General features: G+C 63.9%; 10 protein-coding genes. 6 read left to right on the top strand and 4 right to left on the bottom strand.

The window, feature by feature from the left end:
- Positions 1 to 272: 272 nt before the first annotated feature.
- Positions 273 to 710: a MucR family transcriptional regulator gene (locus tag GQY20_RS15120; RefSeq protein WP_232476060.1), complete on the top strand. Its 438-nt coding sequence runs from the start codon at positions 273 to 275 to the stop codon at positions 708 to 710.
- A 252-nt stretch (positions 711 to 962) separates the two neighbouring features.
- On the opposite strand, the gene GQY20_RS15125 is transcribed toward GQY20_RS15120, so the two are convergent.
- On the bottom strand, positions 963 to 1,202 hold the full coding sequence (locus GQY20_RS15125) for a hypothetical protein (protein ID WP_157217959.1): 240 nt from the start codon (positions 1,200 to 1,202) through the stop codon (positions 963 to 965).
- A 261-nt stretch (positions 1,203 to 1,463) separates the two neighbouring features.
- Here GQY20_RS15125 and GQY20_RS15130 point away from each other — a divergent pair, with 261 nt between their 5' ends.
- From GQY20_RS15130 to GQY20_RS15150, 5 genes are all read left to right on the top strand, one after another.
- A complete protein-coding gene (locus tag GQY20_RS15130) occupies positions 1,464 to 2,951 on the top strand; it encodes an FAD-binding oxidoreductase (protein WP_157217960.1) in 1,488 nt (495 codons plus the stop codon).
- A 48-nt stretch (positions 2,952 to 2,999) separates the two neighbouring features.
- Positions 3,000 to 4,130: a nuclear transport factor 2 family protein gene (locus tag GQY20_RS15135; protein ID WP_157217961.1), complete on the top strand. Its 1,131-nt coding sequence runs from the start codon at positions 3,000 to 3,002 to the stop codon at positions 4,128 to 4,130.
- Positions 4,131 to 4,234: 104 nt separating this feature from the next.
- Positions 4,235 to 5,386 carry a tyramine oxidase subunit B gene (locus GQY20_RS15140; RefSeq protein ID WP_157217962.1) on the top strand — a complete coding sequence of 384 codons (1,152 nt, stop codon included), beginning with the start codon at positions 4,235 to 4,237 and terminating at the stop codon, positions 5,384 to 5,386.
- A 74-nt stretch (positions 5,387 to 5,460) separates the two neighbouring features.
- Positions 5,461 to 5,883, top strand: coding sequence for a Rid family hydrolase (locus GQY20_RS15145; protein WP_157217963.1), 423 nt, complete (start codon positions 5,461 to 5,463; stop codon positions 5,881 to 5,883).
- A 30-nt stretch (positions 5,884 to 5,913) separates the two neighbouring features.
- Entirely contained in the window at positions 5,914 to 7,209 is a 1,296-nt protein-coding gene (locus GQY20_RS15150; protein WP_157217964.1) for an NAD(P)/FAD-dependent oxidoreductase, read from the top strand.
- A 5-nt stretch (positions 7,210 to 7,214) separates the two neighbouring features.
- On the opposite strand, the gene GQY20_RS15155 is transcribed toward GQY20_RS15150, so the two are convergent.
- From GQY20_RS15155 to GQY20_RS15165, 3 genes are read right to left on the bottom strand one after another with little or no spacing between them, the layout of a single operon-like run.
- Entirely contained in the window at positions 7,215 to 8,234 is a 1,020-nt protein-coding gene (locus tag GQY20_RS15155) for a CobW family GTP-binding protein (RefSeq protein ID WP_157217965.1), read from the bottom strand.
- Positions 8,224 to 9,813, bottom strand: coding sequence for an amidohydrolase (locus GQY20_RS15160; protein WP_157217966.1), 1,590 nt, complete (start codon positions 9,811 to 9,813; stop codon positions 8,224 to 8,226). Before GQY20_RS15160 ends, GQY20_RS15155 begins: the two co-directional genes overlap by 11 nt.
- Positions 9,814 to 9,836: 23 nt before the next feature.
- The gene (locus GQY20_RS15165) at positions 9,837 to 12,164 is read right to left on the bottom strand and encodes a TonB-dependent receptor (RefSeq protein WP_157217967.1); all 2,328 of its coding nucleotides are present in this window, start codon (positions 12,162 to 12,164) and stop codon (positions 9,837 to 9,839) included.
- Positions 12,165 to 12,225: the final 61 nt, after the last annotated feature.

Consider the following 12,225-nt stretch of genomic DNA (forward strand, 5'->3'; position numbering starts at 1 on the left):
GCCCTTCATCCAGCTGCGTGGTGGGTCGCGTCATATCAGATCGAAAAAATGCCGGCAGTGCAGCATCGCTCTTCTTCATACGCTGGTCCCGGATATCGGGATCGCCCAGCGTATTTCTTTTCGGCTGGTCCGTGCGGCAATGCCGGTGATCGTTGGCGCCGGCACATGCGTTCTGCTTGAGATTATCCGGGCATCTATGTAACGCCGCGCTTTCTCCCTTCAGCCGTGGCGACTCGACTGGCGTCCGCCCAGCTCAACGGATAAGGATGATCATGCCGGATACTGCCGATCACATCGCCCTCACCGTCGAGGTGGTGGCAAGCTTCGTGTCCCATAACGAGCTGCCGCCCGAGGATGTCGCCGCGTTCATCGGCGCGACCCATGCCGCCATAGCCGCGCTCAAAGGGGAGGGCGCGGCCTCCGCGACAGCGCCTCCGGCACCGTGCGTCCCGGCGGTGTCCGCCCGCGCCAGCCTCGCCTCGCGCGAGCATATTCTCTCGCTGATTGACGGCAAGCCCTATAAGAGCCTGAAGCGTCATCTGCGTGCGCATGGACTGACCCCGGACCAGTATCGTGCGCAGTTCGGTCTCAAGCCGGATTATCCCATGGTCGCTCCAGCTTATTCCGAGACGCGCCGCGCGGTCGCTGTCGCGCTCGGCCTCGGCCGGAAGGCCGGCGTAAGGTTGAGTGCCGCTCGTCTCGAAAACTAGGCTATCCGCAAGGTTAGGGGTTCGATTTTTCGACCCTCCGCCAGCATCTGGAGCGGGAAGCGGCAAGGCGCCGTCTCGGTCTGCCAAGCGAGAGGGGCCGCAAGGCTCGGGGTTCATGTCCTTCGCGCTCCGCCACCTTCTAGGAGGTAAAGCCGGTGGCTCCGGCAATCGCACTGTAGATGCGGTCCTTCGGGGAGTGGATCGAAACCACACCTCCATGGCGGCCGGCTCAACGGCTACGACGCCGACATCTCAGGCGACTGCAGCTGGCCGTCTAGCGTAGTCGCCGTCGCCAGCCTGTTCAGCGCTTTCTCTTGCGTTGTTTCGGTTGGTGTTCACGAAGCCCAGCGCGGCGAGCTGGTCAATCAGATGATCACTTGGTGCTAAGGCGGATGGCGGGTTGTCGACGTCGGCGGTCGCAAGAACGACCTGATTATGCGAGGCGGCGAGGGCGAGAATGTCAGCGCCAAGGAAATCGAGGACGCTCTCCACCGACGTCCGCAATCGCATATGCGGCCGTCGGTGCCATGCGGCAGGAGCAGGCGGAGGTATCTACGCAATCCTCATCCCTTGAGCCAGGAGTGCATCTCCCGGGACCGTCTTGCCGTTTGATCCGCTCCCAGCCTGGCTCGCTGGACGAGCCGGGAGCGCAAGCAGATGTTGCCCCCTGCGCAACAACTGGATGGGGTGCGGCCGTTGTATTGCTGCTCCCGCTATCCGCATAAGCGTTTGATCGAACACCCCGGAGCCTTCATGTCCAAATTGGCCCTTTGGTCGCGACGCCGTTTCCTGAAAGCCAGCACCCTGTCGGTTCCGGTGGCGGTGGGGCTTACCGGTACGCCAGGTTTTTCCGCTCCGTTTGAAGGAAGCGCCGCGGCAGATCTGCAGAAGCGGATCGTCGGAACGGTCGTCGTCAAGGACGACGAGCATTATGAGACATGGCGGCAGGCAATGATCTGGCAGCGCGCCAAGGCCGATCGGCGTCCCGACATGATCGTCCAGGTCGAACGGATCGAAGATGTGCAAGAAGCAGTTCGCTTCGCGGCGGCCGGGCGGATGAAAGTCACGACGCGCTGCGGCGGCCATAGCATGGCGGCCTGTTTCCTGCGCAACGGCGGCATGCTGATCGACGTCAGCCGGCTCGACGGCATTGTGGTCGACAAGGCGGCGAAGCAAGCGGTCGTCGGACCGGGTGTCTTCTGCCGCGGGCTGGCCGAGCGGCTGGCGCAGGACGATCTCGCTTTCCCCGGCGCGCATTGCGGCACGGTTCCGATCAGCGGCTTTTTGCTGGGTGGGGGCGTCGGCCTCAACACCAATGCCTGGTCGCATGGCATGAGCGTGTTCGCCGTGAAAGCATTGGACATCGTCACCGCCGATGGTCGCCTGCTGCGCGCCAGCGAAAGCGAGAATGCCGGGCTCTTCTGGGCTGCACGCGGTGGCGGGCCTGGCCTGTTCGGCGTCGTGGTCCGTTTCCACCTGCAATGTTTCGATGCGCCCAAGGTCATCTGGGGCGCGACCTATACCTTCGCCTTCACCGAACTCGATGAAGTGACGCGGGTGATGGACAAGGTGGTTCCCCAGCTTGACAGCGACGTGGAGGTCCTGATTTCGATTGCCGCGCTGCCGGACGTGGCCGAGGATGCGCCCGTCGAGCAGCGTCAGCGCATCTATCTTGATGCCAACGCCTTCGCGGTCAGCGAGGCGGAGGGGCGGCGCAAGCTCGCATTGCTCCAGCGCGATCCGCTCATCCCCCGCGCTCTCGACAGGGTCGAGAACCGCGCCGGCAGCTTCGACCGCTACTACAGCGAGAACGAGGCCGCCTTCCCGCAGGGCTATTGGATGGGCGACAGCATCTGGACCGATCGTCCCATGGAGGCCATCGCAATACTGAAGCGCCACATACCCGACTGCCCGGCGCCCCGTGGCACGCCATTGCTGCTGTACATGGGAACAAATACGCTGCCCGACGCGGCGTGTTCGCGGATCGGCCGCTTCTATCTCGCTTATTATCTTGAATGGGACGAGCCGAACCAGGAACTTCCCAGTCGGGCTTATTGCCGGAAAGTCTTCAAGGAACTGAAGGTCGTCGCGAAGGGCAGCTACATCAACGAGATGGATCAGGAAGGTCGGCCTGAGGACATCCACGACTGCTATTCTCCACAGGCCTGGGCGCGGCTGGCGAAGCTGCGCCGGCAATGGGATCCCCTTGGTGTGTTCCACGGCTTCTACGGCCAGTCATGATGATGGTCAGTGCTTTTGCCGCCCTCGTCTTGCGTCGGGAAAACTGAAATGAAGATGCCCTCCCCGAAATTCGGTTTCCTCGCGTTGCTGCTCCTGTTCTCGGGCTTCGCGGCGGCTGCCGGGGGCAAGGCGCTGACCGCCCCCAGACCCGCCGATGATCCGGCCCGGATCGTCCACGAACTTTACGAGGCGTTCGAACGTGGCGACATGACGGCGCTGGAACGGCTGATCGCGCCCGATGCGACCTGGACCTATTACGGCCCGGCCGGCCAGTTGCCCTTCGGTGGCACCAGATACGGACCGGCGGGCGTTGCCGACTTCTTTGCCAAGGTCGACGAGACCCTCGAACATCCGGTGGCGACCCAGTTCGACTATATCGTGTCGGGGGACCGGGTGGCGGTGCCCGGCACGGAGGAGAGCACCGTTCGCGCCACTGGCATCCGCTACAAGGCGGACTGCCTCCACGTCTTCCGGATCCGCAACGGCAAGATCGTCAGCTTCGAAGAGTTCATCGACAGCGGCAAGGTGCTGCTCGCCTTTCAGGGCGACAAGAGCGCCGGCATCGGGCGCAGCGAACAGGCACCGTCCTCTTCGCCCGCGGCGTCGCCGGCCCTGCGGCCGATCGTCGATCGCAGTGCAGGCAAGGCGATCTTCACCACCTGTCTGGGCTGTCATGGCAATGACGGCCAGGGGCGGGATTATATGTACGCGCCGAACCTTACTGGCCAGAATGGTGACTATCTCATTCGCCAGCTCACGAACTTTCGGGAAGGCAAGCGCGGCAAGATCGATGACGGCCATGGCTTTCCCATGGTCGGGCGCGCGACCGCGATCCCCGGCGCCGACGGCGTGAAGGCGGTGGTGACTTATATTTCGACCCTGCCGAAGCCGGCGGCGGCGCCGGTGGCCAGTCGTGCGGTGCCAGCCGCGATCGCCGGCATCGTCCCGACCTGCGCGACCTGTCACGGCGCGGCGGGCGAGGGGAATGCCGAAATGCAGGCGCCGGCCCTCAATCGGCTGGATCACCACTACATCGCGCAGCAGCTGATCAATTTCCGGACCGGTAAGCGGGGCTATCATGCCGATGACGATCCCGGCGCGCTGATGGCCGCTTCGGCAAAGGACATACCGGACGCTGAGACGATCACGGCCCTCGCAAATTATTATGGCCGCGACTGAGGCGATCGCGGTGCCCCTCCCGGGATAGGCCTCGCGCTTCTCCACCCCTGGCCATGGCTATGAAAACGACCGCTGACAGGCGGCAACGATGCTGGAATCGAACTATGACCGACACAGTGACACCCTCCACCCGGATCGACTTCATCTATCTCTCCGAGCCCGACATGATCCGCGCCGGTGTGACCGACATGGCAGCCTGCGTGGATACGATGGAGGAGATGTTCGCGCTGCTCTACCATGGCGACTACCGGATGGCGGGTCCAAGCAACAATTCCCATGGATCCGTCGTCGTCTTCCCGGAGAACTCGCCCTTTCCGGACATGCCAAGGCCGACCCCCGATCGCCGCTTCATGGCGATGCCTGCCTATCTGGGCGGTCGTTTCAAGACCGCGGGCATGAAGTGGTATGGCTCCAACATCGCCAATCGCGAAAAGGGCTTGCCCCGCTCCATCCTCATGTTCGTGCTCAACGACGCCGATACCGGCGCACCGTTGGCCTTCATGTCGGCGAATCTGCTGTCGGCCTATCGCACCGGTGCGGTGCCGGGCGTCGGCGCACGCCACCTTGCCCGCAGGGATTCTAAGGTGGTCGGCATTCTCGGCCCGGGCGTCATGGCGCGAACCTCGCTGGCGGCCTTCATGGCGGTGTGCCCGCAGATCGACACGGTCAAGGTCAAGGGGCGCGGCGAAAAGAGCCTCGCTGCCTTTCAGCAATGGATCGCCGAGACCTACCCCCAGATCACCAGGGTCCAGGTCGTCGACACGATCGAGGAGGTGGTGCGGGACAGCGATATCGCGACCTTCTGCCAGTCTGGCGCGATCGGCGATCCGTCGATCTATCCGGTGGTGAAGCGCGAATGGGTGAACCCCGGTACCTTTCTCTCGATGCCGTCTCTGACCAATATCGACGAGGGAATGGAATCCCCGGACATCCGCAAGGTGCTCGACAATCCAGGGCTCTATGAGGCCTGGCACGAAGAGAACCCCAAGCCGGTGCATCGCAATGTGCCCGTTGTCGGCATTCGTTTCCTGGATCTCATCGACGAAGGGCGAATGTCACGCGACCAGATCGAGGATCTCGGCAAGATCGTCGCGCGCGAGGCTCCGGGGCGCCGTAATGACGAGGAAATCATCATCATGTCGGTCGGAGGCATGCCGGTCGAGGACGTTGCCTGGGGGACGGTCGTCTACCGCAATGCGCTGGCGAAGGGTATCGGCGTCAGCCTCAACCTCTGGGATCAGCCGACCTTGCGATGATCCGTCGCCGCAGTCCGGCCGCCACGAGGCAAGCATAGCCCGGTCCCCACGATATTATCATGAGATCGACCTGCATGACCGAAATCGTCAAAGTCAAAACCGGATCGCCCGCGGAAGAGCGCGGCGCCTATTCGCGGCTGATCGCCGTCGATAATCTCATCTTCGTCTCGCTCACCGCGGGCCGCAATCCGCGCACGAAGCTTATCCCTGAGGACCCGGCCGAACAGACGCTGCAGGTCCTGTCCAACATCGACGCGGCGCTGGCGGCGGTAGGCTCCTCTACCGAAGACATCATCGCCGCACGCGTGTTCGTCCAGTTTCAGGAGGACATCGACGCGGTGATGGCAGCCTATGCCGGCAAGATGCGGGGCATAAATCCTACACTGACCTTGACCAGTCCACCTCTGGGCATGGCCGAGTTCAAGGTCGAGATCGAGGTCACCGCCTATCGCGGTGCGGCCGGCGCCAATGTCAAAGAGGTCACCATCTCTCTCTGATCCCGGAGGAGATGGGCAAGGAGGAATGCGGTGGCGCCTGCGATCACCCCGGTAACGACTTCGGACAGCGCGCCACAGGCGACGACGGTCGTCGTGATTGGTGGCGGCATCGTCGGCCTGATGGCGGCGTTGGCTTTGGCGGAGCGCGGCGTTCCGGTGGTCGTCCTCGAAAAGGGGCGGATCGCTGGCGAGCAGTCGTCCCGCAATCTCGGCTGGATCCGCAAGATGGGCCGGGATGTGGATGATCTGCCCCTCGCCATGGCATCCGAACGTCTCTGGCAGGCGATGCACGAGCGGGTCGGCGGTGATGTCGGTTATCGCCAGGCCGGTATCCTCTATCTCGCCCGCGCCGAGGCCGAGATGGCGGGTCATCGCGCCTGGCTCGACGCGGTCCGCGTGGCCGGTCTCGATTCCCGGCTGCTGGGCCCGATGGACATCGACCGGCTGGTACCCGGCGGGACCGGTGGCTGGGTGGGTGGTATCCACACGCCCTCCGATGGCCGGGCTGAACCTTCGCTGGCGTCGAGCGCGGTCGCGCGCGCGGCATTGGCCAAGGGCGCGATCATCGTCGAGAAATGCGCCGTGCGCGGCCTGTCGATGGCGGCAGGACGGGTGGACGGAGTGGTGACCGAGCGCGGCGAGATTCGGTGCCGGCACGCCATCCTGGCCGGCGGCCTGTGGTCGCGGCGCTTTCTCGGCAATCTCGGAGTGTCGCTGCCGACCTTGCCGCTGGTCGCTTCGGTAGTGCGGACCGCTCCGATGGAGGGGCCGACCGACATCGCCGTCGGAGCGCCCGACTTTTCCTTCCGGAAGCGCACCGACGGCGGCTACACCATCACCCAGCGCGGTGGCTTTGTCGCGCCGCTTGTCCTCGACAGCCTGCTGCTCGGTCATCGCTATCTGCCAATGCTGCGCGCGCAGTGGAAGAATGTACGGCTATCGCTGGGCCGTGCCTTGCTCGATGATCTCGCGCTGCCGCGCCGCTGGCGTGACGGCGCACTGTCGCCTTTCGAACGGGTGCGGACGATGGACCCACCGATCCACCAGGGCTTGAACGACGAAGCTTTGCGCAATCTGGCTGCCGCCTGGCCCATCTTCGAGGGTGCGGCGGTAGCCGAAAGCTGGGCGGGGATGATCGACGTAACCCCGGACTCGCTGCCGGTGATCTCGCCCGTGGCGAAGCTGCCGGGGCTAACGCTGGCGTCGGGCTTTTCAGGCCATGGCTTCGGCACCGCACCCGGCGCTGGACAATTGGCGGCCGATCTTGCCATGGGCGAAGTGCCGATTGTCGATCCCTCGCCTTACAGGCTGGATCGCTTCACCTGAACGGCTCACTCGGAGGCGAGGAGTGCGATGCCGAGCAGGCGTTGGAGCTCATCCATCGCTTCCGCACTGCTCGCATCTCGGCTGATCATCACGATCCGGCTTGATCTGTCGTCTGTCGGCCAGCCGTCGAGCAAGCGGGGGGGATGGAAGATGTCCTGAACTCCGTCGATCACCACTGGGCGATCGGTGTCGCTGACCGCCAGCATTCCCTTGATCCGCATCAGATTGCCGCGATGCCGCGTGACAAGCGCGTCTAATGCCCGGGCGATCACCGGCCAAGGCAGTCGTTCCTCGAATCGCCAGGAGGTCGTGCTGACGAGGCGATCCCCGTGGTGATGGCGGTGGCGGTGATCCGCTTCGTCCTGTTCCACGTCGCGTGACATCGGAGCCAGGCCGTGTAGCCGGAACGGCTCCAGCAGGCGTTCGACCGCCGCCTCCTCGCTGCCAGCGACCAGCATCCTGGCATGCGGGGCGGTGGCGGACAGCAGGGTGCCCAGATCGTTCAGGCCGTCGGCATCTGCCAGATCGGCTTTGCTGATCAGCAGCGCATCGGCATGCGCTGCCTGGCTGACCGCTTCGGAATAGGTTTCCAGCGTCCTGGCGCCGAGCAGACCATCAACCACGGTCAGCACCGCGCTCAGCACGAAGTGATGCTGGATCCAGCCATCGGCGATGAAGCGCGCGAGGATCGGCGCCGGATCGGCGACGCCTGTGGTCTCGACGATGACTCTCGCGAAAGCAGGGATCGAACCTTCCCGGCGTCGCAGGTCGAGATCGCGTAGCGCGAGACCGAGATCGTCGTTCATCACGCAACAGACGCAGCCATTGGCCAGCAGTTGGGGCGGCGGCGATCCGGCCCGGGTGAGAAGATCCTGGTCGATCCCGATCTCGCCTGCCTCGTTGACCAGGAGCGCGCTGCCGGCAAAGGCCGGGTGGTCCAGCATCCGGCCGATGAGCGTGGTCTTGCCAGCCCCCAGGAAGCCGGTGACCAGCATCACCGGGATCGCGGCGGCATCAACGGACATCGTGGAGGATGCGGCCTTCAAAGACCGTGGTCAGTACGCGGGCGCCACCGATCTCGTCTATGGGAATGGCGAACAGATCGCGATCGAGGACGATGAAGTCGGCCGATTTTCCGGGTTCGATCGATCCGGCCTTGTCTTCGGCGCCGACCGCGCGGGCGCCTGCCAAGGTCAGCATCTCGATGCCGGTGGCAAGATCGACCGACTCCGTACCGTGCTGAAGAAGGCCCTGGAGGGCGGGGAAAAGATTGGGTTCGGGCAGGAAGGTCCAGTCGGTGCCGACGGTCACGCGCGTGCCCATCTCGGCGAGGCTGCCGAACGGATAACCACGATCGCGGAAGGCGGTCAGTTCGGGGATGTCGCCGAACCAGATCGGCGGTGACATCTCCGCGGTGACGTCGAGGGCGGCAAAGGAAGCGAGGTCCTCCGGCCGGACAAAGCAGCAATGGCTGATCTCCTGGATCGTGCCTTCGTGGCTCGCGGCGCGCATATCGGCCATCGCCTGGAGCACGAGCTGGACCGCAGCGTCGCCCGTGCAATGGATCTTGGCGGTGATCCCCGCCTTGTCCCAGGCGATGAGTGCGGCGGCCAGGTCCTCGCGCGAGTGGAGCAGCTTGCCGGGCTGCGGCCGTCCGGTCGCGGGATCTATCTGGGCGTCGGTGAAATGGGGGCCCAGCGGCGAGCCGTCCATGAACACCTTCACGAAGTCGGTGTTCAGCCTCTCGCTGGCGAAGCGGCGGCGTTCGGCGATCAGTTGATCCAACGCCTCTGTGGTGGCGTGACCGAAATGCTCCTCGCGCCAGGGGATATGAGCGTAGACGCGCAGCGTCAGCCCATCCTCACGATCGATCTGCTGGAGCATCTCGAGCTCCGGGCGGCTGGCGGAAGCTTCCTGGATGGCGGTGACGCCGAACCGGCTGGCTGTCTCCAATGCCCAGCGCAGCGCCGCCTTGTGCACATCGGGCTCCGGGCTAGGCATGACGTTGAACAGCCGCCACGTTGCGCGTTCGATCAGTTCGCCCGTCGGCTCGTTCGATCCGGCGCGGCGCACGATCCGGCCACCGAAGGGATCAGGCGTGGCGGCGGTGATCCCGGCCAGTTCCAGCGCCTTCGAATTGGCCAGGCCATGGTGCAGCGAGTAGTCGTGGAGATAGACCGGTGTGTCCGGGAATTTCTCATCGAGATACTTTCGGTCCACCTCGCCCTGCGCGGACAGAGTGGGATTGAAATCGCCGCCGATGACCCAACCGCTGAGCTTTCCGCGCGAACAGGCGATGCAGTCGCACAGCCGCTCGCCATAATCGCGGGCCAGCGCGTCGGCAGGCAGGCGACACTCGTAGCGATGCTTGAGCCCGGCGAGCAGGATGTGGCCATGCGCGTCGTGGATGCCCGGCATGACCATCCGGCCCGCCAGATCCACGACGACACACTCCTCGCCCGCCGCCGCCAGGATGCCGGTCGTGGTGCCGACATCCGCGATGCGTCCATTTTCCACGAGGATCGCCTCCACCCAGGAACGGTCTGCATTCACGGTGTAGATGCGGCCATTGACATAGGCGGCGGTGGCGGCGGGCTGGTTCATGGCTGCTGTCCTTCCGGCGAAAGTTACCAGCGATAGCGCACCGCCGCACCATAAGTGCGCGGCATCGCGTAGCGGACCTGGATGATGCCGAGCGAGGCGAAAGACGGGCCGCCATAGGTCGTGTTGAGGCGGTTGCTGATATTATCGACGAAGCCGCGCAGCTGCCAGTGTTCGGTCGCTTCATAGGTGATCGATGCATTGTGCTTGAAATAGCCCTCGAGCATCGTACCGGGGTCGCCGAAATTGCCGGAGAAGCGCGATGAGCGGGCTTCGAAGTTCCAGTCGAACGCCAAGCTCTGATCATTGGGCAGTCCGACGGTGTAGGTCACGCCGCCGCTGCCGCTCCATTTCGGTGCGAACGCCATTGGTCGATCGGCGACGACGGTGGTCCCGAGCGGGGTGACCTTGGCCACGTCCTTGATGACGGTATGCAGATAGGCTCCGGCCGCATAGAAACGGAGTTCGGGAGTGACCGCTGCCTCGATTTCGGTTTCGAAGCCGTAGGCCGTGGCGTCCTGGTTCGTGATCAGTCCGGCCAACCCGACATAGTTGAAGGCCTGATAATCCTTATAGTCGTAATAAAAAGCCGAGGTGTTGATGCGCAGTCGGCGGTCGAACAGCGTCGATTTCTGGCCAATCTCGTAGGACAGCAGCGTCTCGTCCCCATAGGGAATCCGCGCGAGCGACACACCGGTGGGGTAGAAGCCGTTGTTGAACCCGCCGGCCTTGGTGCCGCGTGATATGCTGGCGTAGAAGAGATTGTTGTTGTCGGGCTTATAGTCGATCTCGATCTTGCCCGACCACAGGGTTGCCTTGTATTTGAGGCGGAATGGAACCGGTGTTCCGGTGCCGCCGTCCGCGATCAGGAAGCAGTCGCCGATCGTACCCCCGCCGCAGTCGCGCAGCGCGGCATTGTCGGCATCGGCGAAGGTCTTGCTGTCACGGGTGACGCGGATGCCGCCGATCGCAGTGAACTGGCCGAAGTCCTGTTCGATCTGGCCGAAGACTGCGGCCGAATTGGTTCGCAAGCGCCAGTCGGCATTGAGGCTGATCGGGAAGTAGGTGCCGTTGTAGAGGCCCGTCGCCGGGTTGACCGCGGTAGGTCCGTCCAACGGGAAGTTGAACACGGCGGTAGGCTGGTCCTTGCCGATAGCGTGCATGCCGTAGACGCCAGCCGTCCATCGCGTTGTACGCGCGCTGTGATAGAGACGCAGTTCCTGGGTGAGCTGCTTGCCCTGATAGGGAAAGCTGGCGAACACCAGCGGGTTCGGGGTTCCGTCGCTGTCTTCCTGCATGCGGCGCTTGTAGGACTGGTAGCCGGTCAAGCTGGTGAAGGTCGTATCGCCGAACTTCTTCTCGATCCGCAGCAGGCCTGAATAGCCGGTGGAACGCAGGAAGGCGGCGTCATTGGTATCGACGACATTCTTCTTCGCGGCGGGCGTGTTGCGCTCGGCATAGCCGACCGCGTCGACGATTGTGGGATCAGCAACGACGAGGCCGTTGGCGTCGACATATCCGGTCTTGCTTTCGTAATAGGCGTGGGTTGTCCTGGTGCGGCCATATTCGCCTTTGAGCAGAATGTCCCAGCCGTCATCGCCCTGATAGCGCAGCTGAAGGCGCGCCGCGTCGGACCCGGCTTGACCGCCTCGCTCCAGAGCAGGGTTTAGATTCTTCTGGAAACCGTCACTGTGATGCGACGTGCCCGACAGGCGCATCGACAGGGTGTTGGACAGAGGCGCGGTCGCGGCACCTTCGAGTTTCAGATCGTTGAAACGGCCATAGCTTGCCGACATATAGCCCTCGGCAGTCTGGCTCGGCCGCTTGGTGATGTAGTTGATGAGGCCGCCCGTCGAGTTGCGACCGAACAAGGTGCCCTGTGGGCCGCGCAGGACCTCGACGCGGTCGAGATCGAACAGGGCAAAATCGACAGCGGGCACCGCGACGATGTAAAATTCGTCGACATAGGAGGTTACCGGTGCCTCATGGCCTTCGCCGAAGTCGTTGAGGCCGATGCCGCGTATGACTACGTTTGACGATGTCCCTGGCCCATAAGGGGAATAGCTTTCCAGGCCGACGATCTTCCCGGCGAGATCTGCGCTGCTCGAGATGTTGCGACTGGTGATTTGTTCCTGGGTCACGGCGGTGATGGCGATGCCGACCCGCTGGATATTCTGGGCGCGCTTCTGCGCGGTGACGACGATTTCCTGCAGGCCTCCGGTACTGTCAGCGGCTGCGGCCGCGGCCGGCGATGCGTCCGGGTTCGCCTGGGCATGCGCCTGGCCCGCCAACGCGGCCAGCAGGATCGACGCGCTGCTCAGCAGGCTCGGCTTCAGATGATTGGCGTATGACATTTTACGTCCCCTTTTCATTCTCGACAGCTCCGCGCTGCGTTTCTTTCCTCGAAGACTTGCC

This window comes from Flavisphingomonas formosensis (genome assembly GCF_009755815.1).
GTDB lineage: Bacteria > Pseudomonadota > Alphaproteobacteria > Sphingomonadales > Sphingomonadaceae > Flavisphingomonas > Flavisphingomonas formosensis.